23 protein-coding genes and 1 riboswitch are annotated in these 25,354 nt (G+C 31.0%); of the genes, 4 read left to right on the top strand and 19 right to left on the bottom strand.

Going from position 1 to position 25,354, the window contains the following annotated elements:
* Nucleotides 1-36: 36 nt before the first annotated feature.
* Nucleotides 37-1,614: a type I restriction-modification system subunit M gene (locus FVE74_RS04765; RefSeq protein WP_232054082.1), complete on the bottom strand. Its 1,578-nt coding sequence runs from the start codon at nucleotides 1,612-1,614 to the stop codon at nucleotides 37-39.
* 188 nt (nucleotides 1,615-1,802) lie between these two features.
* Here FVE74_RS04765 and FVE74_RS04760 point away from each other — a divergent pair, with 188 nt between their 5' ends.
* From FVE74_RS04760 to pcp, 4 genes are all read left to right on the top strand, one after another.
* On the top strand, nucleotides 1,803-2,591 hold the full coding sequence (locus tag FVE74_RS04760; RefSeq protein ID WP_147003462.1) for a PhzF family phenazine biosynthesis protein: 789 nt from the start codon (nucleotides 1,803-1,805) through the stop codon (nucleotides 2,589-2,591).
* Between the two features lie 158 nt (nucleotides 2,592-2,749).
* A complete protein-coding gene (locus FVE74_RS04755) occupies nucleotides 2,750-3,430 on the top strand; it encodes a DUF969 domain-containing protein (protein WP_147003461.1) in 681 nt (226 codons plus the stop codon).
* Complete coding sequence (locus FVE74_RS04750) at nucleotides 3,430-4,371, top strand: DUF979 domain-containing protein (RefSeq protein WP_147003460.1); 942 nt, start codon at nucleotides 3,430-3,432, stop codon at nucleotides 4,369-4,371. The genes FVE74_RS04755 and FVE74_RS04750 overlap by 1 nt, the downstream gene beginning before the upstream one ends.
* A 127-nt stretch (nucleotides 4,372-4,498) precedes the next feature.
* On the top strand, nucleotides 4,499-5,140 hold the full coding sequence (gene pcp, locus FVE74_RS04745) for a pyroglutamyl-peptidase I (RefSeq protein ID WP_147003459.1): 642 nt from the start codon (nucleotides 4,499-4,501) through the stop codon (nucleotides 5,138-5,140).
* 182 nt (nucleotides 5,141-5,322) lie between these two features.
* Here the strand turns inward: pcp and ybaK are convergent, their stop codons facing one another.
* The 18 genes from ybaK to FVE74_RS04655 form a co-directional block, all read right to left on the bottom strand.
* The gene (gene ybaK / locus FVE74_RS04740; RefSeq protein ID WP_147003458.1) at nucleotides 5,323-5,826 is read right to left on the bottom strand and encodes a Cys-tRNA(Pro) deacylase; all 504 of its coding nucleotides are present in this window, start codon (nucleotides 5,824-5,826) and stop codon (nucleotides 5,323-5,325) included.
* A gap of 2 nt (nucleotides 5,827-5,828) precedes the next feature.
* Entirely contained in the window at nucleotides 5,829-7,484 is a 1,656-nt protein-coding gene (locus FVE74_RS04735) for an NAD(P)/FAD-dependent oxidoreductase (protein WP_147003457.1), read from the bottom strand.
* Nucleotides 7,485-7,540: 56 nt separating this feature from the next.
* Nucleotides 7,541-8,776 (bottom strand): NAD(P)/FAD-dependent oxidoreductase, encoded by a 1,236-nt coding sequence (locus tag FVE74_RS04730; protein ID WP_147003456.1) that lies wholly within the window; start codon nucleotides 8,774-8,776, stop codon nucleotides 7,541-7,543.
* A 311-nt stretch (nucleotides 8,777-9,087) separates the two neighbouring features.
* Nucleotides 9,088-9,858, bottom strand: a complete 771-nt coding sequence (locus FVE74_RS04725) for a competence/damage-inducible protein A (RefSeq protein WP_147003455.1) — start codon at nucleotides 9,856-9,858, stop codon at nucleotides 9,088-9,090.
* Between the two features lie 211 nt (nucleotides 9,859-10,069).
* On the bottom strand, nucleotides 10,070-11,755 hold the full coding sequence (gene treC / locus FVE74_RS04720) for an alpha,alpha-phosphotrehalase (RefSeq protein WP_147003454.1): 1,686 nt from the start codon (nucleotides 11,753-11,755) through the stop codon (nucleotides 10,070-10,072).
* Between the two features lie 284 nt (nucleotides 11,756-12,039).
* Entirely contained in the window at nucleotides 12,040-12,873 is an 834-nt protein-coding gene (locus FVE74_RS04715) for a tRNA lysidine(34) synthetase (protein ID WP_147003453.1), read from the bottom strand.
* Nucleotides 12,874-13,217: 344 nt separating this feature from the next.
* Nucleotides 13,218-13,835, bottom strand: a complete 618-nt coding sequence (locus FVE74_RS04710; protein WP_147003452.1) for a tetratricopeptide repeat protein — start codon at nucleotides 13,833-13,835, stop codon at nucleotides 13,218-13,220.
* Nucleotides 13,836-14,253: 418 nt separating this feature from the next.
* Nucleotides 14,254-14,985, bottom strand: a complete 732-nt coding sequence (locus FVE74_RS04705; protein ID WP_147003451.1) for a tetratricopeptide repeat protein — start codon at nucleotides 14,983-14,985, stop codon at nucleotides 14,254-14,256.
* Between the two features lie 91 nt (nucleotides 14,986-15,076).
* Complete coding sequence (locus tag FVE74_RS04700) at nucleotides 15,077-15,619, bottom strand: chromate transporter (protein ID WP_147004565.1); 543 nt, start codon at nucleotides 15,617-15,619, stop codon at nucleotides 15,077-15,079.
* The gene (locus tag FVE74_RS04695) at nucleotides 15,619-16,158 is read right to left on the bottom strand and encodes a chromate transporter (RefSeq protein WP_147003450.1); all 540 of its coding nucleotides are present in this window, start codon (nucleotides 16,156-16,158) and stop codon (nucleotides 15,619-15,621) included. Before FVE74_RS04695 ends, FVE74_RS04700 begins: the two co-directional genes overlap by 1 nt.
* Before the next feature lie 138 nt (nucleotides 16,159-16,296).
* Nucleotides 16,297-17,649 (bottom strand): M18 family aminopeptidase, encoded by a 1,353-nt coding sequence (locus FVE74_RS04690; protein ID WP_147003449.1) that lies wholly within the window; start codon nucleotides 17,647-17,649, stop codon nucleotides 16,297-16,299.
* A gap of 212 nt (nucleotides 17,650-17,861) precedes the next feature.
* On the bottom strand, nucleotides 17,862-18,746 hold the full coding sequence (gene dapA / locus FVE74_RS04685; RefSeq protein ID WP_147003448.1) for a 4-hydroxy-tetrahydrodipicolinate synthase: 885 nt from the start codon (nucleotides 18,744-18,746) through the stop codon (nucleotides 17,862-17,864).
* Between the two features lie 102 nt (nucleotides 18,747-18,848).
* Nucleotides 18,849-19,700 carry a diaminopimelate epimerase gene (dapF, locus tag FVE74_RS04680; RefSeq protein ID WP_147003447.1) on the bottom strand — a complete coding sequence of 284 codons (852 nt, stop codon included), beginning with the start codon at nucleotides 19,698-19,700 and terminating at the stop codon, nucleotides 18,849-18,851.
* A 12-nt stretch (nucleotides 19,701-19,712) separates the two neighbouring features.
* Nucleotides 19,713-20,525: an SDR family NAD(P)-dependent oxidoreductase gene (locus tag FVE74_RS04675; protein ID WP_147003446.1), complete on the bottom strand. Its 813-nt coding sequence runs from the start codon at nucleotides 20,523-20,525 to the stop codon at nucleotides 19,713-19,715.
* Between the two features lie 163 nt (nucleotides 20,526-20,688).
* On the bottom strand, nucleotides 20,689-21,906 hold the full coding sequence (locus FVE74_RS04670) for an aspartate kinase (protein WP_147003445.1): 1,218 nt from the start codon (nucleotides 21,904-21,906) through the stop codon (nucleotides 20,689-20,691).
* A gap of 76 nt (nucleotides 21,907-21,982) precedes the next feature.
* On the bottom strand, nucleotides 21,983-23,293 hold the full coding sequence (gene lysA / locus FVE74_RS04665; protein WP_147003444.1) for a diaminopimelate decarboxylase: 1,311 nt from the start codon (nucleotides 23,291-23,293) through the stop codon (nucleotides 21,983-21,985).
* A gap of 120 nt (nucleotides 23,294-23,413) precedes the next feature.
* A riboswitch (Lysine riboswitch) is annotated at nucleotides 23,414-23,587 on the bottom strand.
* 156 nt (nucleotides 23,588-23,743) lie between these two features.
* On the bottom strand, nucleotides 23,744-24,895 hold the full coding sequence (locus tag FVE74_RS04660) for an N-6 DNA methylase (RefSeq protein WP_147003443.1): 1,152 nt from the start codon (nucleotides 24,893-24,895) through the stop codon (nucleotides 23,744-23,746).
* Nucleotides 24,885-25,325 (bottom strand): restriction endonuclease subunit S, encoded by a 441-nt coding sequence (locus FVE74_RS04655; protein ID WP_269473162.1) that lies wholly within the window; start codon nucleotides 25,323-25,325, stop codon nucleotides 24,885-24,887. Before FVE74_RS04655 ends, FVE74_RS04660 begins: the two co-directional genes overlap by 11 nt.
* Nucleotides 25,326-25,354: the final 29 nt, after the last annotated feature.

Genomic DNA, 25,354 nt, shown 5'->3' with positions numbered 1-25,354 from the left:
CACATTTTACAAATTCCCACCCACAATATTGCTTACTTATTCACTTTCAAGCTCCTTCACTATCTCATTTATAGAAGCCCTTAATTCATCTATTCTTTTTACTGTTTCCTCAATTTCCTTATTCAACACATCGATATCTATTTTTTCACGAGTATCTTCCTTTTCCACATAAGTTGAAACTGACAAATTATAGTCATTTTCAGCTATTTCACTATTATCAACCAATCTTGCAAAATATTCTACATCAGTTTTTTCTCTAAATTCGCTTACTATTTTTTCAATATTTTCAGGTTGCAAAATATTATTATTCGTTTCTTTCTTAAATTCCTTACTTGCATCAATAAATAACGTTTTATTTTCTGTCTTATTCTTTGCCATTACTAAAATACAAGTCGCTATTGATGTTCCAAAAAACAGGTTTTCTGGAAGCTGTATTACACAATCTACAAAATTATTGTCTACTAAATATTTACGAATGATTTTTTCTGAACCTTTTCTATAAAAAATACCTGGAAAACATACTATTGCTGCTCTTCCTTTGCTTGACAAATAACTTAATGAATGCATTATAAACGCATAATCTGCATAAGATTTTGGAGCAAGTTTTCCTGCTGGTGCAAATCGTTCATCATTAATAAGTGTCGGATCTCCGTCTCCTATCCATTTAATCGAATACGGCGGATTTGAAACAATCGCATCAAAAGGTTTTTCATCATTATGTAATGGATTAAGTAAGGTATCTCCACGTTTTATTGAAAAATTATTGTAGTTTACATTGTGTAAAAACATATTCATACGAGCCAAGTTAAAGTTAGTCATGTTTATTTCCTGTCCAAAAAATCCCTCATCAATAATATGTTCCTCAAACTGCTTTTTCATTTGAAGTAATAAAGAACCACTTCCACATGTCGGATCGTATACTTTATTGATATTTTCTTTTCCTTCCATTACAAGTCTTGCCAGAAGTTTAGAAACTGTTTGCGGTGTAAAAAATTCTCCTCCTGACTTACCAGCATTGCTGGCATAATTTGAAATTAGATATTCATACGCATCTCCAAAAGCATCTATATCATTATGCTGAAAACTTCCAAAATTAATTTCAGAAATTCCTGTTAAAATATCTGCTAATCTTGTATTTTTTTCAGCAACCGTTCCACCTAAACGATTACTCGTAGTATCGACATCTTCAAATAATCCTTTAATATCATCTTCCGACTCAAATCCAACAGCACTTGCTTCAATAGCTTTAAAAATATTTGCTAAATCTGTATTCAAATTTTCATTGGTTCTCGCTGTTTTTACTACATTTTCAAAAAGTTGACTTGGTAAAATAAAAAATCCTTTATCTTCCACAGTACCAGCTCTAAAATCTTCTTCAGCTTCTTCATCAGAAATATCCGCATAATTAAACTCCAAATCTCCAGCTTCATGTTCTGCTTTATTGAAAAATTCTGTCATATTTTCCGAAATAAATCTATAAAATAATATTCCCAAAATATACTGTTTAAAATCCCAACCATCTACCGCTCCACGCACATTATCTGCAATTGCCCAGATTTTACGATGCAATTCTGCTCTTTGTGCCGTTTCATTTGATTCTTTTGTATTTGCCACTTCTTTCTCCTTATATCTATTCATAATTTATTTTTTGTTAACATTATATCATAATTTCAAATAAAATTTATTTTTAGTACAAAACTTTTTAAAAAATATTGAATTTTTTCCCATTTTACTATACAATATTCTGAAGTATTCAAAACTAATTTTTTAAATTTTATTTCAAAAAAATAGAAAGGAAAAATATGAAACAATATGTTGTAGATGCCTTTACAGATACCGTTTTCAAAGGGAATCCTGCTGCTGTGTGTATTATGAATTCTTGGATAGATGACAACTTAATGCTTTCGATTACGAGAGAAAATAATTTGTCGGAAACGGCTTTTGCTGTGAAGGAAAATGAGAAATATAGATTACGTTGGTTCACTCCTGGCGGAGAAATCGACCTTTGTGGACATGCTACTTTGGCGACAACTTTTGTAATAACTAATTTTTATGAAAAAAATATTGATAAAATCGTGTTTGACACATTGAGTGGCGATTTAATCGTTCATAAAAAAGGAGAATTATTTGAATTGAATTTTCCTTCTTACGACTTAAAATCTGTTGAAATTACGAAAGAGATAATTGATGCGATTGGAGTTAAACCGCTAGAAGTCTTTATTGACAGGGATTTAGTTTGTGTTTTGGAAAATTCGGAACTTGTGGAAAAGTTTGAGCCAAATTTGGAAAAAATTAAATTGCTTGACGGGCTTCTTTTACACATTACGGCTAAAGCTGGTGAAAACTCAGAATTTGATTGTGTTTCTCGTTCTTTTGCACCAAAATTGAATGTTGCTGAAGATCCTGTTTGTGGCTCTGGACATTGTCATCTTATACCACTTTGGTCAGATAAATTGGGAAAAAACGAAATCGTCGCATTTCAGGCTTCCAAACGAACTGGAATTCTTTATTGCAAATTAGATAGAGAAAAAAATCGAGTTTCATTGAGTGGAAAAGCTGTATTATTTGCAGTTTCAGAAATTTTTATTTAAAAAATTTTATTTTTTATTTTTCAAAACTTAAAAAGCAGTATAAAATTAGAAATCTATTTTTTTCTAAAACTATTGCATTTTCACTATTTCAAGGTAAAATCATATTAGGATTATGTGATAATTAAAAAAAATAATAAATTTTATTAGGAGGAATACTTATGAATTTATGGATACTTATTGGTATTGTTATTATTGTAGTGGGATTTTCTTTGAAGCTAGATGTGCTGGCTGTGGTGCTTACTGCTGGTATAGCTACTGGAATTGCCGCAAAAATGAATTTTTTTGAAATTCTTGGAATTATTGGAAAGGCTTTTGTGGATAATAGGCTTATGTCAATTTTTTTGATTAGCTTGCCAGTTATTGCAGTGCTTGAAAGATATGGACTTAGAGAAAGAAGTGCAGCTTTAATTGAAAAATTAAAAAATGCGACTGCCGGCAGAATCTTAGGACTTTATATGGTAATCCGTTCGATTGCGAGTGCATTGTCAATTAGAATCGGTGGGCATATTCAGTTTATACGACCTCTTATTTACCCAATGTCTGAAGCTGCTGCAAAAACTCATAAAAATAAGGATTTAACAGAAAAGCAAACTGAAGAGTTAAAAAGTTTAAGTGCCGCAATTGAAAATTATGGAAATTTCTTTTCACAAAACATATTTGTAGGGGCATCAGGACTTCTTTTGATTCAGACTACACTGAAGGAAAATGGATATGCTGTATCTTTGAAGCAATTGGCGCTATCTTCAATACCAATTGGAATAATTGCAATAATTTTTACTTTTATTCAAGTATATATTTATGATAAAAAAATAATTTTGAGCAAAGGAGGTAAAAAATAATGGAAATAAAAGCTCTTTTAAAACTTTTGACACAAATTATTTATATTCTTTGCGGACTTGTCAGTATAAGTACTGGAATTAGAGGGTTGAAAAATGAAAAGGCAAAAATAGGAACATTTTTGTTTTGGACTATTCTTGGGATAATATTTATTTTTGGAGAAGCTATTCCATATAAGGTTACTGGCGGACTTCTTGTAATTCTTGCCATAATTACTGTAACAAAACAATTACATATTGGAAAATTTGAAAATATTTCTTCACAATTCAAAATCGCACAAAGTGAAAAATTAAAAAATAAAATTTTCATCCCAGCTGTATTAATTGGAATTGCCGCTTTTCTGATACTTCAATTTAAAATTGGAAAAACTGCTATACCACCTGCATTAGGTATCGGTGGAGGTTCGCTTGTCGCCCTTCTGGCAGCTGCAATTATCATAAAACCAAAATTCAGCGAAACAAACGAAGATACTTCAAAACTTCTTATGCAAATTGGTGCAACTGCCATTTTGCCACAGCTTCTTGCTGCATTAGGTGCTGTATTTACTAAAGCTGGAGTTGGAAAAGTAATAGCTGCCAGCATTTCATCTGTTGTTCCAACTGGAAATATCTTTATAGGAATCGTTATTTATGCTATTGGAATGGTTATATTCACTATGATTATGGGAAATGCCTTTGCTGCATTTTCAGTAATAACTGCAGGAATTGGAATCCCATTTATTATCAAAAACGGTGGAAATCCAGCTATTATTGGTGCTTTAGGAATGACCGCCGGCTATTGCGGAACTCTTATGACTCCAATGGCAGCAAACTTTAATATTGTCCCTGCTTCAATTCTGGAAATAAAAGATAAATATGGAATTATAAAAGTCCAAGCTCCAATGGCTTTATTACTGCTTGTAACACATATTATACTTATGCTGCTGTTATTTGGAGTAAAATAAAACTGAAAATACTATGTTTATTGAGATTTCTAAATTTTTACAAACAAGTAAATTAAAAAAAAATCTAGAAAGGAGAGTATGAAATTATAAATTAAATCTATTTTTATAAAATCATATAAAAAATACTATGAAAATATTAGTTACTGGCTTTGACCCTTTTGGAGGTGAGCCCATAAATCCTGCCATCGAATCAGTTAAAAAATTGCCTGATAATATTGCAGGAGCACAAATTATCAAATTGGAAATTCCGACAGTAAAAGGAAAATCTATTAAAAAAATTGAAAAAGCTATTGAAGAGCACAATCCAGATGTCATCTTGTCAATCGGACAAGCAGGCGGAAGATTTGATATTTCCGTTGAACGAGTTGGAATAAATCTTGATGATTTCCGAATACCTGACAACGAAGGAAACCAAACTATTGATGAGCCAATTTTTCCAGATGGAGAAAATGCATATTTTGTAGATCTTCCTGTAAAAGCTATGGTAAAAAACATACAAAAAAATAAAATTCCAGCTTCAGTTTCATACACTGCAGGAACTTTCATCTGTAATCACGTTCTTTACGGTACACTTTATTTAATACATAAAAAATACAAAGACAAGAAATCTGGATTTATCCATATTCCATTTTTACCAGAACAAGTTATTAACAAAAAAAATACACCATCGATGGAATTAAATACTATTGTAAAAGGTTTAACCGCCGCAATTGAAGCTATTGTAAAAAATGATAAAGATATTAAAGAAACTGGTGGAACTATTTGCTAGCAACATTTTTCTAAACATTTAGATATATCAAAAATAAAAAGCCTGCTTTTATTAAAAAAAATTCTAAAGCAGGTTTTATTATTTATTTTTACTTGCAAAATACTAAAAACTAGATTTTATTTATTTGCTGTTAAGGAGCCAGAATTTTATTGTTAAAAAAATCTACTATTCAAATAAAATTTCTATTTAATCTCTTCCATTAACAAATCCACAACTGTACCATTCACAATTCCAACTAATTTTTTAGTTTCCACTTCCATCTGCAATCCTCTTCTGCCAGCTGAAACCATTATTTTTTCAAACTTCTCTACTTCCTTATCAAAAAAAGTTCTATACAGCTTTTTCATTCCCACAGGAGAACATCCCCCACGAATATATCCTGTTTCCTTCTCGAGCTCTGAAAGCGGAAGCAAATCAATATTTTTTTCCCCACAAGCCTTCGCCACCTTTTTCAAATCCAAATGAGCTGCTCCATGAATAACACAGACATACAAATTTTTACTTTTCCCCTTCAACACAATTGTCTTAAAGACTCTCTCTGCAAGTTCAGGAAATTTTTCAGCAACTCCAAGCCCTCCGCTTTTATCTTCACTCCATTCATAAGTATGAATAATGTATGGAATTTTTTGTTTATCCAGCTGTCTTAAAGCATTTGTTTTTGCTATTTTATCTTTCTTATGTTTCATAATTACCCCTTCGCTTTACAAATCATTTGATAATACCCAATCACATACTCTGCGCATTTTATCCCATCAACCGCCGCCGACATAATCCCGCCAGCATATCCTGCACCTTCTCCACAAGGCATAAGACCTTCAATATTCGAGAAAAATTTTTCATTTCTAGGAATTTTCACTGGAGATGAACTGCGGCTTTCCACTCCCGATAAAACTGCATCATAACTGGCAAATCCCTTTATTTTTCTATCCATCAAATTAATTCCTTCTTTTAGAGAATCATTTATGTATTGCGGAAAAATTTCATTTAAATTTGCAAATTTATAGCCTGCCAAATAACTTGGTTTTACTTTTCCTAATTCTGTCGAAATTTTATTATTTACAAAATCCCCAAACAGCTGGACTGGAGCCTTATAATTCTTTCCGCCAAGTTCAAAAGCCTTTTCCTCCAATCTTCTTTGAAATTCCACTCCAGCCAGAACGCTTTCTCCAGGAAAATCTTCAGGAAATACATTTACCAAAATCGCCGAATTTGCATTTTCCAAATCCCTTTGAGAATAACTCATCCCATTTACAACAAGACGACCTTCCTCACTTGAAGACGGCACAACAACTCCGCCTGGACACATGCAAAACGTATAAACTCCCCGCCCATTGCTTGTCTTAACATTCAATTTATATTCTGCAGCTGGCAATTTATTGGCAAATTTTCCATATTGAGAATGATTTATCATACTTTGAAGATGTTCAATCCTAACTCCAACCGAAAAAGTTTTTCGCTCCATCACAACATTTTCCTCATTTAACATAAAGAAAGTATCTCTCGCACTGTGCCCAATTGCAAGAACTACAATATTAGATAGAATTTCATAAATTTTATTTTCATCGGAACTTTCAACATTCTCAACTAAAATACTTTTTATTTTTTTATTTTCTGAATCAGATTTTTCATAATTTACTTTTATTAATTTTGTACTAAATCTATATTCTCCACCAAGACTCTCAATCTTATGTCTGATTTTACGCATTATTTCAATTAATTTATCAGTTCCAATATGTGGCTTTGACATATAGTTAATCTTTGGATCAGCTCCAGCAAGAATTAATTCATCATAAACCTTTTGAATCCTAAAATTATTTGTATTCGTATTCAATTTTCCATCTGAAAATGTTCCCGCACCGCCTTCCCCAAACTGCACATTTGAATACTTATCTAATTTCCCAGTTTTAAAAAAATTATAGACATCCTTTTCCCGTTCATCCACACTTTTCCCCTGCTCAATAATAATTGGCTTTAATCCCGCTTCAGCAAGCACAAGCCCAGCAAAAATGCCCGCAGGCCCGCTTCCAACGACAACAGGACGTTTTACACTTTCATTTTCTGTAAAATTCTCAATTTTCTCTGTAAAATAAGGTTTTTTCTCAATTTTTCTAACATTTTTCACATTTTCAAATCTTTTCTTTTCCTTCTCTTCATCAAATTTAAAGGAAATATCCACCGCATAAACAAATACAACATTATCCTTTTTTCTCGCATCAATTGCCTGTCCTGCAATTTCAAAGGACTTTACTTCTTTTTCATTAATTCTGTAAAGTTTATAGACTGTTTTTTTTAAATCATTCTCGGTATGTTTCACAGGCATTTTTATATTATTTATTCTAATCATTTTTTTCTCCTTTATATTTCCTGTTAAATAAAAATTTTGTAAAAAAGAATATTCGGTTAAATATTTTTCCCTAAAAAATATCCAGATGTCCAAGCCCATTGCAAGTTAAATCCTCCGCATTCACCGTAAACATCCAATATTTCCCCAGCAAAGTAAAGATTTTTAACTTTTTTAGACTCTAAATTTTCCAAATTTACTTCACTTAACGGAATTCCGCCAGCAGTAACTTGAGCCGCCTTAAAGCCATTTGTATCAATAATTTTTATTTTATATTTTTTCAAAGCCGTACAAATTTTACGAATTTCATTATCTGTCAAATCACTTATGCTTTTCGACAATTTCTCTATTCCAGCCGATTTTGTCAAAAACTGTCCCAATTTCTTATTAACAGCTCCATTAAAAAACTGCTCCATTGTAAAATTCTTCAATATTTTTCTACGTTTTTTCAATATTTCAAATATTTCATTATATGTAAACTTAGGCATAAAATCAATTTCAAATTCTACATTTTTATAAATTGGAAAAACATAGGAAATATTAAAAACAACATTTCCAGAAATCCCAAAATCTGTAAACAGCAGCTCTCCATCATAAGTGCATATTTTTATTTTCTCTCCATCTTCATTTTCTCCAAAAGCCGTAACTTCCACATCCGACTTAATCCCCTTTAATCCCCTTATTTTCTCCTTTTCCGCCTTCAACTGCACAATAACAGGCGTTAATTTCGTAACAGTATGCCCAAACTTTTTCGCCAGCTCATACCCACTTCCATTAGATCCCAGCTCAGGATAAGATTTACCGCCAGTGGCAAGTACAATCTTTTTTGCAGTAATTTGCCTTTTATCTTCTGAAATTATCTTAAAATCAAACATTTCCTTTTCAATTTTCACAACATAAAAATCTGTAATTATCTCTATCCCAAGGCTTTGCGCATAAAATCTAAGCCCATCCACAATCGAAGCCGCCTGCCCGCTAAGTGGATAAACCTTTCCTCGGTTCTCCTCATTGCAAATAATTCCAACTTCATCTTCAAAAAATCTCATTGCATCCTGCGAAGTAAAACTTCCTAAAATTTCCTCAATCGGCTGCTTCATTTTCTCGATCCCAAAATAATTTTGATTAGAAGCATTCACATTTGTCAAATTGCACCGACCATTCCCAGTAGTCAAAACTTTTTTTAAAACCCTGTCCTTTCTTTCTAAAATGATAACATCTTTTCCATTCTTCTTGGCAGTAATCGCTGTTAAAAATCCCGAAGCGCCACCACCAATTATTGCTATTTCTCTTTTCATCTTATAATCTCATTCTCCTAAATTTTATTCCAGTAATAACATTTCAACAATATTTTTCATTTATCTAAACCATAAAATAAAAACGAGCCGTGTGCTCGTCTTTTTGTATGAAAGAAGTCTAAACGTAGAGATGGGGCATCTCTATTAGACAATTTATTTATATCATATAAATGCATTTTTGTCAAGATAGAGTAAATTTAAAATATTCAAAATAATTCCAAATAAAAATTTATCCCCTCTCTCCACTTTAACAGTTAAAATTTTTTTAACGAGTATCCATGATTAAGCAAGCAAAAAATAATTCCCCTTCATCAATCTTCCTTAATTTCCATTGCCTGCGGATAAATTTCCTTAATTTCGTCTGCAATTTTATCAATTTCGGCAGTCAAATAGTCTGAACTTCCACGATCCCCCTTCATTGCGATTCTAACGTGAACACACCCTTCCTTTGCATAAGGAGCAACAGTCGGATTCGACATTTCAAAATAATCCTTCAGCCTGTCATCAATTTTTCCTTCTGGAACTCCCTTTATTTCAAGAGTCTTCATTAACAAAACATCATTTGAATATTGCTTCAAAAGTGGCAAAACTTGATTGTCAACCATCCATGTCATTTCTCTTGGAGGTCCTGGCAAAACTATTATTTTTTTATTATCCTTTTTATAAAAAAATCCAGGTGCAAGTCCAACTTCATTTTCTAATAATTTTGAATTTTTTAAAATTGAAGCCTCCTTTCTTCCACCAGAAGCCACTTCTCCAAAGCCCCTTTCATTATATTTTTTCACAATCAAATCATAATATCTCTCAATAACTTCCAGCTCTTCCCCAAAATAATCAGCCACAACTTCCTTCGTAATATCATCAACCGTAGGCCCAAGCCCTCCAGTAGTAATTACCAGATCAACTCTTTTAAAAGCATTCTCCAGACATTCTTTAAGCCGTCCATAATTATCCCCAACTGTAGTTTGATAATATAAATCAATCCCAATGTTTGTAAACTTCGCTGAAATATACTGTGCATTCGTATTTACAATATCTCCAACTAATAATTCTGTTCCAACACATATAATTTCTGCTTTCATTTTAGTTTCCTTTCTTTTTCATTTAAAATACCGCTAAATAATACTATTCCCCATTTAAAAAGCAAAAATTATATTTTAATTACTTGAAAATAAATATCAGGTTTAAACTACTAAAAAGATTTGTAATATATTCGTTATTTAAATGGGGTTTTGTATAAATTCCATATTTCAGAATTTTATTTAACGGCAAATTTATATTTAAATATTTATTTTATTTTTTAAAAATAATACTTTCATAAGGTTTTAAAATAATTTTATCATTTGAAATTTTAGGCCCTTCAATGTAATTTGACAATAAAATTGACGCATTTTCTAAATCCAATCCTTTAACATCAAATTCGCAAGTTTCACCATAGAAATTAGAAATTACTATTAATTCAGCATTTTCTCCAACTCTCTTATAAGCATAAACCTTTTCATTTTCAATGTCAAAATCTTCATATCTTCCAGTTATCAACAATTCTTCATTTCTTCTCAATTTAATCAAATTTTGATAATGATAGAATACAGAATTCGGATCTTCCAACGCTTTTTTCACGTTAATTTCTTTGTAATTTTCTGGAACTGAAATCCAAGGTGTTCCTTCTGTAAATCCTGCATTTTTAGAGTCATCCCATTGAACAGGCGTTCTTGAGTTATCTCTTGATTTTTGCATTAAAATTTCAATAGCTTCTTCTTCAGAACATCCTCTATCCAACAAAATTTTATACATGTTAGTCGATTCAACATCACGATATTTCTCAATTTTATCAAAATATGGATTTGTCATTCCAAATTCTTCTCCTTGATAAACATAAGGTGTTCCTTGTAATCCGTGAAGAACTGTCGCTAACATTTTTGCTGATTCATCGTGATATTCTTTATCATTCCCAAATCTCGACAATGCCCTTGGCTGATCATGATTATTCCAGAAAGTTGCATTCCATCCGTTCCCTTCATACATCCCAATTTGCCATTTAGACAATATTTTCTTCAATTGCACAAAATCAAACGGTGCTTTTACCCATTTTTCACCATTTGGATAATCAACTTTTAAATGATGGAATGAAAATGTCATAGCAAGTTCTTTTTCATCAGGATTTGAATATTTTATACAATTTTCAATGGCAGTAGATGACATTTCTCCAACTGTCAATAAATCACTTTCTCCAAATACCTCTTTATGTAATTCTTTCAAGAACTCATGAATTCTAGGCCCATCTGTGTAATATCTTCTTCCATCAGGCACAAATCTAGTATCAGTTCCATCATCATTCAAGAATCTTTGATCTTTTGAAATCAAGTTAATTACATCAAATCTAAATCCGTCTACTCCTTTATTTAACCAATATCTAATCATTTCATACAATTTTTTTCTAACATTTTCATTTTCCCAATTCAAGTCAGCTTGACTAACATCGAATAGATGCAAATAATATTGTCCTCTCTTTTCGCTCCATTGCCAAGCATTTCCACCAAATTTTGATTCCCAGTTTGTAGGCTCTTTTCCATCAACTGGATCTTTCCAAATGTAAAAATCTTCGAATTCTGGATCTCTAGCTTCAGATTTTTTAAACCACTCATTTTCAGTCGAAGAATGATTTATAACAATATCCATCACTATTTTCAACCCTCTTTTGTGAGCCTCATTCAACATTTCCTCAAAATCTTCCATTGTCCCATAGCTCTCATCAATATTGTAATAATCACTAATATCGTATCCGTTATCATTTTGAGGCGATTTATACATCGGTGTTAGCCACAAAACTTCCACTCCAAGTTTCTTTAAATAATCTAATTTTTGCGTAATTCCTTTTATATCTCCTTGACCAGTCCCAGTCGTATCTTTAAAACTCTTTGGATAAATCTGGTACACCACCGATTTATGCCACCATTTTTGCTCAAAATCTTTTTTCATAAATGCACCTCTCCTAAATATTTGTTTATTTTCTATTTTTTTTTATAACTTCAACTTTATTATACCCTATTATTTTCGTATATACAAAAAAATTTTTATTTTTATTTTAAAATTTTTAAATATTTCTAAACTTCTATTTAACGTTAAGATTTAACATCTCTCTAAAATTTGCTATTAGATACGTTTGATAACCTAAATTTTTTTTACTTCTACAAAAGGTAAGACCTTTGCTTCAAGATATTTATTTTATAAAAATTAAGAACAGTTAATAACTGTTCTAACATTTATTTATCTTTATTTACATTACCGCCTGTATATCCAAAAACATAATCCAAATTTATATTTCTCATTGAATTGAACACACTTTGCTTTACTCCTGGATTCTTTTCTTCAAGTTCAGCCAGCAGATTTTTCACTTCCCTACGTTTGCTTGAAGTTTTTCCAGCTTCAATTGTACATCCGCAGTTCATTGCACGAATCCCGTTTGTTTTTGTATAATCAATTATATCGGCTTCCTTTACATAAATTAACGGACGAATCAATTCTAATTTTCCAGAAGTTGAGGGAACTTTTGGAGTCATTGTTTTCATTGTCCCAGCATAAAGCATATTTATAAGAGTCGTTTCAATTACGTCATCAAAATGATGCCCAAGCGTCAGTTTATTAAATCCAAGTTCTTCCACTTGCGTATACAAAATTCCACGTCGCATTTTAGCGCACAAAAAGCACGGATAATCTTTAGCCTTTTCATTTGCAATTTCCCAAATATTTGTATCAATAATATCACAGTCAATATTTAACTTATCCAAATTATTTTTAAAATTATCTAAATCAGAATTTCTAAATCCCGGATTCAGACTAACTGCCTTAAATTCAAAATTTTTCCGCCTGTCTTTTTTTAATTCCTGAAATAATTTTACCAAAAGTAAACTGTCCTTCCCTCCAGAAACACCAATCGCAATTTTATCCCCATCTTGAATCATATCAAAATCACTGATTGCCTTCAAGAATTTTGACCAGATACTTTTTTTATAAGTTGTCACTATACTTTTTTCAATTTCCTCCACATCCTTCATTGGACAATCTGGAAGTATCGCTTCACATACTAAATTTACCACTTTCCTTCTCCTTACAATAATTTATACTTTTTTTTAATAATAAATTAAATTTTTATATTTTCAATTTTAAGCAAAAATAATAAAAAGCTGTCATAGATAAGAATTTCACTCCTTATTTTAAGACAACTTTTATACTAAAGATTTCATTTCTTATTCACTTAAATTCCCAAATTAATTTTTATATGTTTTACTGGCTACATATTCAATTTTTACTATTTTATCTAATGACCTGTTTGACAACTGCAAATATAATTAAATAATCATTATATAACAAAAAGGAAAAAATTTCTTGTAAAAAATAAAAATACTAAATTGCCAAACATATCTAAATTATTTATTTAATACTAAATAACTTCTGCATTTGTAGCTTTAAAATTTAATTTTTTATTCTCTTCCTTGATTACATTTCCGTATTTATCTTCTATGTAATGTATTTTTTCAATAAGCCCTTCATCTCGTGAATCAATTCTAAATGCCGCCTTATATTCTTCCAAAGCCTTTTTGTGCCGCCCCATGTGCTCATACTTTCTAGCAAAGTCAATATGTGCAATATACATATCAAAATCAAGGAATATCGCAAGGTCATAACAGTCAACCGCCTCCGATATTTTACCCTTTCTTGAATAAATATTTCCCAAAAGGAACAAAATAAACGGTTCATCCTTTGTACTTACATCAAGTGCCCTGTTAAAGTTTTCTTCAGCCTTGTCAAGCTCTTCATTTTCATAGTACAAATAACCCAAAAAAGCTCGTATTTCAATTTCATTTGGCTGCAACTTTGTTAATTTTTCATAAATTTCAATTGCCTTGTCATTTTCCCTTAGTGCATGATAAATAGAAGCCAATGTTTTTAATACTTCCACATCATCTGGATTATTTTTTATTTTTCCTAAATTTTCTTTAAGAAGCTGTTCATTATTTTCGTTGTATCTTATCTCTCTAAAAATCAATGTTTCTAACATTATTTCCCATTGCTACCATATCTACTTTTAATTAAAATGCCAGTTTTTCTTAATTAAATAGTCTGTTAATGTAGCATCTCCTTTCTTTTTCTTAATTTTATAAAAATTTCAAAAATTATCTAAAATCTAATAAAAAATCTATAATTTGGAGAATTTATAATTTTAGGTTATCTCTGGGATGAATATTGTAGTTATAATTTATGAAGTATTTAAAATTATAAAATTAATAATTAAATTTTTAAAACTATAGAATTTAGATTTAATTAAAATAAAAATTATAGAATTGCATAAATATATTTAAATTTCTTAACTTATTTTATCACAAATAATGATTTTAGTAAATAACATTATTCATAAATTTTTTTCAATTCTTTTAAAATTAAGATTAGAAAGTCAAACAAAATGGGAATTTCAAACATTATTTCAATTTAGCCAATTTATTTGTCGCCTCTTGACTTCCAGATTTTACAGCCTTTTCATAATATTCCTTAGCTTCCTTCGTACTTTTTTCTACACCTTTTCCATCTGCATACAGATCTCCAAGCGCTTCATACATTGGGGCCGTAGTCTTATCCATTCTGCCTTCGGCTTTTTTATAAAACTCTATTGATTTTGCATAATCTCCAACTTTTTCATAAAGTTTTCCAAGTTTATAACTTGAAACTAAATCTCCGCTGCTATCCCCAATTTCATAATAAAATTCTGCATCATCCAGGCTTTTTTTCACTCCAAGCCCATTTTCAGACATTATTCCCAAATATCTAGGCCCTTGGGCATCTCCGCCATCAACAGAACTTGAAAATGATGCAAATGCCTTTTTATAATCTTTTTTTACCCCCAAGCCTTCCAAATAAAGAATTCCAATATTTCTCATTGCGCGATAATTCTTATTTTCAGCGGCTTTTTTACTCCATTCCATAGATTTTTTATAATCTGCCTTAATTCCATCTCCCTGAAGATATATTTCCCCAAGTTCCGCCTGCGCCTCCACATCCCCCTTTTTAGCCTTTTCTGTCAATTCCTTAATTTTATCATTCATTTTATTTTCCACAGTTACATTATTTTTGGAATTCCTTGTTCCTTTATTTTTTTTCCCGCAACTAAACACCAGAATTAATATTAATATTGCAATAATATATATTTTTTTCATAATTTCCTTCTTTCTATTTCTATTATTACTTCTTTGCTAAACTTTTTAATTTTTAATTCAATAACTTGTTTTTTTACTTTAACAAAAAATTTTAATAAATTATAATTCCCACAATAGCCGCAATTACTGTCAGCAATATTGGACTCATCTTCCACTTTAGCACAAGTGCCATTGACACAACAAATATCACAACACTTTTCCAGTCAATGAAATTATTTTTATCGATCAATAGCATTGCAGCCGCCAAAATTAGTCCAACAACAACAATTTTTAAACCAGCAAATGCATTGTCTATATATTTATTATCTTGAAATTTTAAATAAAATTTACTGAAAAAGGACATTACAATAACTGACGGAAGAATCAGCCCTATTGTTGCAACTGTTCCAGTCAGAACTCCGTGCCAAATTCCTGCTTTGTTCCCAACTAAATATCCAACATAAGTTGCCGAATTTAGTGAAATTGGACCTGGAGTAACTTGAGAAATTGCCACAATGTCTGTAAACTGCTGTATATTTACCCATTTATGAAAATCTACAACATCAGCCTGAATAAGCGGTAAAATCGCATATCCTCCACCAAAACTGAATAATCCTATCTTAAAAAATATAGAAAATAATAGTATCAATAACATCATTTATTTTTCCTCCAAATCATCCAAACATTACCTAAAACAGCACCTAAAACAATCATCGCAATAGGCGGAAATTTCAAGAATGCAACCATTGCCGCTACTAAAAGCACAATCCACAATGTCTTACGATTAATTTTAGCTGACTTTCCAATTGTATAAACACTTGCCGCAATTAATGCAACTACCATTGGTCTTATAGCTTTAAAAGCCTTTATCACATAAACATTATCCTGTATATTGCTAAACAATGAAGCTATAAGAAGAATTACTATAAATGACGGCAATGTCGAGGCTATAACTGTAACTGCCACGCCTAACATCTTTTTTATTTTATATCCCACAAAAACTGATATATTTACTGCCAACGCTCCTGGTGAAGATTGTGCAAGAGCCAAAAGCTTTATAAATTCCTCTTCTTCAATCCACTTCTTCTTAGCCACAATCTCAGCTTGAATAAGCGGCACCATAGCATATCCGCCACCAAGAGTGAAGGCGCCAATTTTAAAGAAAATCCAGAATAATTCCAAATAAACTTTCATTTTACCTACTACCTTTCTAAATCATTTATTTTTTATTTTATCACAAATATCATAATATTACAAATTTAGATATTTTTAAATAACCGAATACAAAAAAAGACAGCCAGATTCTGACTATCTCCTTAAAAATGACATATCCTACTCTTTTGAAAAAAATTCCTTTGCCAATTCCTTTAAATAAAACACATCAAAAATTCCACATAATTCCCGTACCGAATGCATTGCAAGCATCGGAACTCCCAGATCCACTCCATCTATATCCAGATGTGTCGATGAAATCGGACCAATCGTACTTCCACCAAGTTCATTTGATTCATTTACAAATGGCTGAATTTGTATTTCAGTGCCTTCAATAAGCTGTTTAATTACTGCAATCGAATATCCGTCAGAAGTATATTTTTGCTTTGCACTTATTTTTATAGAAATCCCTTCGTTTATTTTCCCACGATTTGTAGGATCTGTTTTGCCTAAATGTGCAGGATGTGCCGCATGTGCCGCATCAGCTGATAAAATATATGAACTTTCCAGCATTTGCAAAAAATCCCCTCGGCTAAGCCCAAGAGCTAGCGAAATTCTTTCCAGCGTATTTAACAAATAATTAGAATCTGCCCCTTGCTTTGTAGCACTTCCTATTTCTTCATTATCAAATGCCACAAAAATATTAATTCTATCCTGATTTTCTTCAGCTTCCAAAAGTCCAATCAGCCCTGTATAAACAGAAGCAAGATTATCAATTTTTGGTGATGACATAAATTCTTCATTTGCCCCCAAAAGACATCCTTTTTCAGTCGCATACAAATACAAGTCAAAATCAATTATATCTTCCTTTTTTATTCCAGTTTTCTCTAAAATAACTCTTTCAAGATAACCTTCCCTTTCAAAATTTTTGTTAATAAGTGAAATTACAGGCAAAACATCATTCTGCTTATCAATTTTTACACCATTATTTACTTCCCTGTTTTGATGAATTGCCAGATTTGGTATTGTCAAAAGTGGCTCATCTATCTTAATTTTCACAGTTCTTGGAAAAAATGAATTTTCCCCCTTCACAATAACACGTCCAGCAATAGAAAGCGGTCTATCAAACCAAGTGCTTAAAATAGGTCCTCCATAAACTTCCGTATTCAATCTCACTACATTTTCTGTGACTATTTCAGGACTAGGCTTTATTCTAAAACAAGGAGAATCTGTATGTGCCCCAAATATTTTAAATCCATTTTTCACATCAAAATCCTCTCCAACCGTAAAGGCAATTATAGTGGAACTAGATTTTTTTAAAAAATACTTTCCACCCTTTTTAATTTCCCATTTTTCACGTGGCATAATTCTTTCAAACCCATTTTCATCCAAAATATCCGAACAGTTTTTCACAACGTGATAAGTACTTGGACTTTCATCGATAAATTCGATAACTTCCCTTGCAAAACTTTTCACTTCCATCTCAATAAAATTTTTCTGTATCTCTTCCAGCTCTCTCGTTGTGTGTATCATCTCTATTCATTCCTCTCGATTTCTAATTTCAATTATTTAAAACATTTCCCTATTAACAATATTGTACCCCATAATTTTTAATATTCAAAAAAATTTTTAATATTTTTTCAAATTTTTTGCAAAATTCATTGATTTTAAAATTTATCAAATAAAAAAACTGGATTTTACTCCAGCTCTCTTTACAATTCAAAAATTTTTTTAATAAAAAATAATTAGAAAATTCCTTTTTCTTTAAATACTTTAGTTAATTTTCCATAAGTATCCGCTTCAGCTGCAACCAATGGCAATCTCACCACATCATTATCCATTTTTCCAAGTATTTTCATAGCCGCCTTTACAGTCACAGGATTCCCTTCCACAAACATATTTCTGCTTACATCATATAATTTCGTATGCAATTCAAATGCCTTATTGAAATTTTTATTTAAGAATGAACTAATCAGATCGCTCATCTCTTGCGGCATTATATTGGCAACTACTGAAACTACTCCTTTTGCTCCAATCGAAAGCATTGGCAAGATTAAATGATCTTCTCCCGACAAGATTTCAATTTTATCTCCACATAAATCTTGAATTTTTATCATTTGTTCCAGACTTCCTGTTGCTTCCTTTACAGCCACAATTTCAGGCAGTTCAGCCAATCTTGCAATTGTTTCTGCTTCAATGTTTGTTCCAGTTCTTCCTGGCACATTATAAAGCATTACAGGAAATTTTGCCTCTTTTGCAATTGTTTTATAATGTTCGTAAAGCCCTCTTTGGCTAGGCTTGTTATAATATGGACAAGTGCTTAATGCCGCATCTGCTCCAAGTTCTTTTGCATACTTTGTCAATTCTACTGCTCTCGCTGTATTATTTGAACCTGCTCCAGCAACAACTTGTATTCTTCCCTTCACTTCTTCCACAACTATTTTTATCACTTTTTCATGTTCTGCAAATGTCAATGTTGGAGCTTCTCCAGTCGTTCCACAAGGCACAATTCCAGCTGTCCCATTTTCAATGTGATAATTTACCAATTCTCTTAATTTATCTTCATCTAATTCCGTCCCATTATTTTTAAACGGTGTTATTAAAGCCACATAAGATCCTTCAAATTTCATTTTTTTCCTTCTTTCTTTAATTTTACTTTAATTTATAATTTTTATTTGAAACTCATATTTTAGTAATAAATTTTATCATTTAAACTAGAAATAATAAAAAAATTATCTTTGAAACTTATATAATCCTTCAGCAATTTTTTCACTAGGTCCAGTCATAAAAGCATCATTTTCTCCGCCTTCGTATTCAATAACAAGCTGTCCGCCAGGCACTTTTACATTTACCTTGTCATCTACAAAGCCAAAAGTTTTGGCAAGCACTGCTGAAGCTGTTGCACCTGTTCCGCAAGCCAATGTTCTTCCTGCTCCACGTTCCCAAGTAATTACTTCCATTCGCTTTCTGTCATACACTTTCACAAAATTTACATTAACTTTTTTAGGAAATAAATCAGTATAGTTTTCAATTTTTTTCCCAATTTCATCAATATCATAATCACTAAAGTCATTTACAAATATTACAGAATGATCAGTTCCCATAAAGATATACGAAATTTCAATTTCTTTTCCATCAATGTTTATTTTTTCTCGCAAAAACTGCTCTTTTTCTGTATTTATCAATTCTTTTATGTTAAAAATAGGTTTTCCCATATTTACTCTTGCCGAAAAATCATCCTTTTCCTCATCATAATTCACCCTTATTGTCAAATCTCCAGGAACTGTCTTCACAACAAATTCATTTCCATCGACTAAATGATTATTTACAAGATAATGTGAAAAACATCTTATTCCATTTCCACACATAGGCGCCTGACTTCCATCTGCATTAAAGAAAAACATAAACGGCATACTTGCCACATATTTTAAAATAATCAGTCCATCTGCACCAATTCCAAAATGTCTATTGCAAACTTGGCTTGCAAACTCTCCATATTCAGGTATCCCCTTCTCAATCAGTTCTTTTTCGCTAACAATAACAAAATCATTCCCTGCACCCTGATATTTCTCAAATTTTAACATTTCAAACCTCCATTAATTTTTATTTTTCCTTTCCTGCAACTTTCCAGCCGTTTTTACAACAAATTTTCTCGATAGGAATCTAGTTCCAAAAACCGCAATCCTATTGAAGATTCCAGGAATTATAACCGCTTTTCCCTTCTGAAAATCTTTATATCCAATTTCAGCCACTTTCTTCGCAGTCATAACTTTCAATCTCTCAAACAACGAACTTTCCTCCAAATTGCTGCTCTTCTCAAAGCCAGTATCTGTCGGCCCAGGACAAAGTGCCGATATTCTAATATTTTTCCCACGAACATCATTTTTCACTTCTTCCCTAACTGCTTCCGTAAACGACTGCACAAAGGCTTTACTCGCATAATACGTACTCATTAAAGGCCCTGGCATAAAAGCTGCAATTGAAGACACATTTAATATCCCGCCATTTCCATCCTTTAGCATATCATTTAAAAACAATCTTGTCAATTCTACAACTGCCTTTATATTCAAGTTTATCATTGCATCATTTCTTTTCATCGTTTCTTCATCAAATTCAGAAAATTTCCCATAGATCCCAACTCCAGCATTATTCACGAGTACATTTATTTTCAATTTTTTAGATTTCACTTGATTATAAAGCCTTTCAGCCGCATTTTCCAACGACAGATCATTTTCAATTACAGTTATCTTGATATTTTTAGAAATTTCCTCAAAAATCTCTTTTTTTAAAATTTCCAACTTATCTTTATTTCGTGCCACAACAACCAGATCATGCCCGTTTTTTGCATAAATTTTAGCAAGTTCATAGCCAATTCCGCTGCTTGCTCCTGTTATTAAAACCGTTTCCATAAAAATTCCCTTTTTTATATTAAACCCAATCCTGTAAAAAGATATTTCAGTAGACCTGCTCGGTATCTAAATTTTTTTCACAAGAGTTCAAGAATCCTAGCTTCAGAATATTTATCTTACCAAATTCTAAATACACTTAGTTTCTGAACAAGTCCAATAATTTTTATATATCAAATTCTCTAGCAAATAATTCTGCAACTTTTTTACCCATAACTTCATCCACAACCAATGAAATACTAATTTCTGAAGTCGAAATTTGGTGAAAACTTATATCATTTTCAGATAAAATTTTAAACATTTTTGCAGCTACACCAACGTTACTAATTAATCCAATTCCTACAATTGAAACTTTTGTAACATATTGGTTTATTATAAATGATGTTTTCGGAAATTCAGCTTCTATTTCTTTTCCAATTTTTTCAAGTGCTGCTATATCAGTTTTTGGACAAGTAAAGGCAAAACTTCCGTGATGGCTAGTTACATCATTTTGACTTATCATATCAATATTTATTCCATTTGCTTCAGCTTTTTCAAAAATCTCATATACATTTTGTGCATTTGTAGGAATTTCTTCCACGTTTACCATTAATACATTTTCATTTATCGACACTCCAGTTATTACTCTTTCTTCCATTTCTTTAATCTCCTTTATTTTTTGAATTGAAGTTATAATCGTTCCATTTTTTTCACCAAGTGATTTCCCAACATAGATTTCTACTCCATATTTTCCACCAAGTTCAACGGCTCTAGGCTCCATTACTCCAGCCCCTAAATAAGCCAATTCCATCATTTCATCATAAGAAATATATGGCAATTTTTTCGCATCGCTATACACTCTCGGATCAATTGAATAAATTCCGTCAACATCCGTATAAATCTCACATTTTCCTCCCAAAGCTGCCGCAAGCGCAACTGCAGAAGTATCAGAACCTCCACGCCCCAAAGTAGTTACATCTCCATCTTTATTAACTCCTTGGAACCCAGCTACAACAACGATTTTCCCTTCATTCAAGTGGCCTTTTATAACATCACCATTTATATCATCTATTTTATTTTTCATATAATGCCCACTCGTTTTTATCCCCGCTTGAGCCCCTGTTAATGAAATCGCTTCATATCCCAATGTTTTCAACGCAATACTTAAAAGCGAAATTGTTTGTTGCTCTCCAGTCGACATTAATCTATCCATTTCCCTAGAATCTGGATTTTCAGTAATTTCATGAGCCAATTTAATCAACGCATCAGTTGTTTTCCCCATAGCCGAAACTACTACAACTACATCATTTCCTGAATCCTTTACGCTACCTAAATATTTAGCAATATTCATAATTTTTTCAGTTGTGGCAACCGAAGTTCCACCATATTTATGTACAATAATCACAATAAATGCACCTCTATCCTTTCAATCTGTATTTTCTTTTTATCATTACAAATTTTCATTGCAAAAAGAAACAAAATTATAATTCAAAAATTTCATCATTTCTCAATAAATCTTCATAAGATTCTCTTCTAACAGCAACTTTTGCTTTACCATCTTTTACAAATACAACTCCTGGCGTAACCATTCTATTGTAGTGGCTTGACATTGTATAACAATAAGCTCCTGTCGTACCAACTGCAACTATATCCCCAACTTTAGTCGATTTTGGCAATTTACCATTTTGAATAATAATATCTCCTGATTCACACAATTTCCCAGCTAATGTAACATCTCTTGTGTCAGTATCTTCCATTTTATTAACAACTCCAGCCTCATATTCAGCTTGATAAAGTGCTGTTCTTATATTATCTGACATTCCTCCATCAATAAATACATAAGTTTTTCCACCAACAGTTTCTTTAATCCCACCAACTTCATACAAAGTAGTTCCCGCATTTCCGACAATACTTCTTCCTGGCTCAATACAAAGTTCTTTAAATCCAATTTGATATTTAATTTCCATTGCTTCAGTATAAGTTATAATTTCGCTAAGCACTTCTTCTATTGGTTTAGGATCATCTCCATTTTTGTAATAAACTCCAAATCCTCCACCCATATTTACTGTGTGAACTACAATTCCTAATTCTTTTTTCAATCTATCCAAATATTTGAAAATTTCATCTAACGCAAAAATAAAGAATGCAGATTGGAATATTTGCGAACCAATATGTGTATGGAACCCTTTAAATTCAATATATGGACTATCATTCAATCTTTTTACAATATCAATCAAATTTTCTTGGAAAAGTGAAATCCCAAATTTTGATGTAAGTCCTGAAGTTTTTATATAGTGATGCGTATGTGCCTCAATTCCTGGATCAATTCTCACTAAAACCGCTTGTTTCTTACCTTTTTCCTTACAAACTTTTTCAATCTTAGCAATTTCATCTTCATTATCTACAACAATCGTATCAATCCCATATTCAACAGCCATTTCAATCTCATTCACCAATTTATTATTCCCATGCAAATGCACTCTTTTCATCGGAAATCCTGCTTTATGTGCTGTATACAATTCTCCACCAGACACAACATCTAAATCCAATCCTTTAGATTCAACCAATTTAATCATCCCAGTTGTTAAAAATGCTTTCCCTGCATAAGCTATTCTCGTTTTAAATCTTGTAGACTGAAAAGCCTCTTTCATTTTATCAATAGTCGTTTCAATCAATTCCTGATCCATTACATAAAGTGGCGTTTTAAACTCTTTTGCCAACTCTATCGTATCAACTCCTCCTATTGATAAATTCCCTTTTTCATTAATTTTTGCCGTTCCAAATAATTTCATATTTTCACAAATTTTCCTTTCCTAAAAATTTCTTCTGTAAATTTTTTCTACAAATAAAAAATGCTGACAACGAACATCAGCATATAAAATTATATAATCTAAAATCAAAATCACATTTATATATCTGACAGCTCACCATTACACATTATAATGACAGTCCTATAGATATTCTCCATAGACCCAGTAGCAAAGTTCGTCACTCTTTGTACTTCGGCGATTTCCCCTTTCAAGTTATTTCATCGAATTGACCTTCTCCATAAATCTACTCTTAAAAACCGCACCTCTATCTTGTTTTACATTATACTAAATTTTTCTTGATTTGTAAACACCTTTAAAAAATTTTTTATATTATTTTAGATCTTTTTGTTGAACTCCACTTGATAATACATCTATTTTAAGTTTATCCGTAAAACACCTCCCAGAATTTTAATATACAATTTTATGTTTTTATTATTTTTTTAACAAATATTCTTCTATTAAACTGTCACACTCTTTCCTTTTTCTCTCCATTTTATTGCAAAGTTCCTTTTTATTATATTCCAATTCTTTTAAATCTACCTTTTCTTTTGTTTTATAAACATAACTTAAAATAGATAACCTACATTTTTCAAGTAATATCTTTTCATTCGGTACAACTTTTGAGATTCCATTAATTTCTTTCCTTTCTTTAAATATTTCTAGTAATCTCTCATAATTTTCTGGTTTTATTTTATTATTTCTTTCAAAAAAAGTTTCCGTTCTAATAAACAAAATATTATCTTCTTTTGATTCTCTTTTTTTATTTAATATAACCGTTTCCAAAGAAGGTATCCAGTCGCCACAAGGTATAGCTATTATCGTTTCTATCCAATTATTTCTAACCGCTTCTTCTCTTACTTCTAAAGGTAAATAACTAAAAGAGTTTCTATTCACTATTATCTTATCATTTTCATTAAATAATTTTAAAATCATCTCCCTTGTTTGAAGTCCTACAGATCTTAAACTCATTACTATTTTATTATTATTATTAGAATTAGTCATTGAAAAAAGTATTTTTGAAATTTCTATTTTTTCATTTTCGTGAATTACCACATCCCCAAAGTAATTAAATAAAAAAAACTCAACATTATATAAAATTTTATTATTTTTTTCATTAAATATTTCTAATAAAAAATCACCTGTTTCTTCCCGTATAATAGGTAAATTTATCACTTTACTTATAAAATTTTGTGTAATTTTTACATATTTCCCTCTTAAAATATCAAGCTTTAAATCTAATTCCATATTCCTCAAACTATTTAAAATCTCTTCAGATTCTTTAGTTTGAAATATAAAATTATAAGATCCGTTAAATAATTCTATCTTATCGGATAATATTTTCATATTTTCTGAATAACTTTTTTCCAAATCATACTCAAATCCATTTTGTTTTAAATATTCTAAAAATAAATAATTATCATCTCTTAAATTTTCTATCTCTTCAAAAACCACTTTACTTATACAAACTACATATGAAAAAAGACAAGCTTTAAGAATTTCTATTACATTATCACTCTCTCTAAAACGTCCTCTTCGAAAACGTCCTATTTTTTCAAAAAAAATATCAAACAAATCACTCTTCATTTATTTTCACCCCATTTTTAGAAATTATACTTTCTTCAATATATTGTTTTTTAGTTTTTAAATATTGCAACATCATATCTTCTTCTTCTTCAAAACTTTTTATTATTTCAACCATCCTATCTTGTTCTTCCCTTTCTGGCAATTCAATATCTAATTCAACAAGATAGCTTTTATTTATGGCTCTAACAATACTTATTCTTCTAAACTTTTTTTCAAAATATAATAAAAGCAATTCTGTTTTTAATAACCAGCAAAGGTATTCTGGATTTATTTTTTCATTTGTTCTCAAAATAAAATAAAGAGTTGATGGCAACACATTTTCATAATCTTTTTCTACATACACAACTTCTATCTTACTTCCTTTTGCTTGAAATAATACATCCCCTTTTTTACTGAACCTCCCACGACTAAAGTCGCAGGGTTCTAAAATCTTTAAAAATATTCAAAAATTTTCTAAGA

Source organism: Leptotrichia wadei (assembly GCF_007990445.1).
GTDB lineage: Bacteria > Fusobacteriota > Fusobacteriia > Fusobacteriales > Leptotrichiaceae > Leptotrichia > Leptotrichia wadei_A.
This window is presented reverse-complemented; position numbering and strand designations above follow the sequence as displayed.

Coding starts and splice junctions, on each gene's coding strand:
- FVE74_RS04760 (WP_147003462.1), top strand. CDS start 1,803: ATGAAACAATATGTTGTAGATGCCTTTACAGATACCGTTTTCAAAGGG.
- FVE74_RS04755 (WP_147003461.1), top strand. CDS start 2,750: ATGAATTTATGGATACTTATTGGTATTGTTATTATTGTAGTGGGATTT.
- FVE74_RS04750 (WP_147003460.1), top strand. CDS start 3,430: ATGGAAATAAAAGCTCTTTTAAAACTTTTGACACAAATTATTTATATT.
- pcp (WP_147003459.1), top strand. CDS start 4,499: ATGAAAATATTAGTTACTGGCTTTGACCCTTTTGGAGGTGAGCCCATA.
- ybaK (WP_147003458.1), bottom strand. CDS start 5,826: ATGAAACATAAGAAAGATAAAATAGCAAAAACAAATGCTTTAAGACAG.
- FVE74_RS04735 (WP_147003457.1), bottom strand. CDS start 7,484: ATGATTAGAATAAATAATATAAAAATGCCTGTGAAACATACCGAGAAT.
- FVE74_RS04730 (WP_147003456.1), bottom strand. CDS start 8,776: ATGAAAAGAGAAATAGCAATAATTGGTGGTGGCGCTTCGGGATTTTTA.
- FVE74_RS04725 (WP_147003455.1), bottom strand. CDS start 9,858: ATGAAAGCAGAAATTATATGTGTTGGAACAGAATTATTAGTTGGAGAT.
- treC (WP_147003454.1), bottom strand. CDS start 11,755: ATGAAAAAAGATTTTGAGCAAAAATGGTGGCATAAATCGGTGGTGTAC.
- FVE74_RS04710 (WP_147003452.1), bottom strand. CDS start 13,835: ATGTTAGAAACATTGATTTTTAGAGAGATAAGATACAACGAAAATAAT.
- FVE74_RS04705 (WP_147003451.1), bottom strand. CDS start 14,985: ATGAAAAAAATATATATTATTGCAATATTAATATTAATTCTGGTGTTT.
- FVE74_RS04700 (WP_147004565.1), bottom strand. CDS start 15,619: ATGTTATTGATACTATTATTTTCTATATTTTTTAAGATAGGATTATTC.
- FVE74_RS04695 (WP_147003450.1), bottom strand. CDS start 16,158: ATGAAAGTTTATTTGGAATTATTCTGGATTTTCTTTAAAATTGGCGCC.
- FVE74_RS04690 (WP_147003449.1), bottom strand. CDS start 17,649: ATGATACACACAACGAGAGAGCTGGAAGAGATACAGAAAAATTTTATT.
- dapA (WP_147003448.1), bottom strand. CDS start 18,746: ATGAAATTTGAAGGATCTTATGTGGCTTTAATAACACCGTTTAAAAAT.
- dapF (WP_147003447.1), bottom strand. CDS start 19,700: ATGTTAAAATTTGAGAAATATCAGGGTGCAGGGAATGATTTTGTTATT.
- FVE74_RS04675 (WP_147003446.1), bottom strand. CDS start 20,525: ATGGAAACGGTTTTAATAACAGGAGCAAGCAGCGGAATTGGCTATGAA.
- lysA (WP_147003444.1), bottom strand. CDS start 23,293: ATGAAATTATTTGGAACGGCAAAAATTAATGAAAAAGGGAATTTATCA.
- FVE74_RS04660 (WP_147003443.1), bottom strand. CDS start 24,895: ATGAAGAGTGATTTGTTTGATATTTTTTTTGAAAAAATAGGACGTTTT.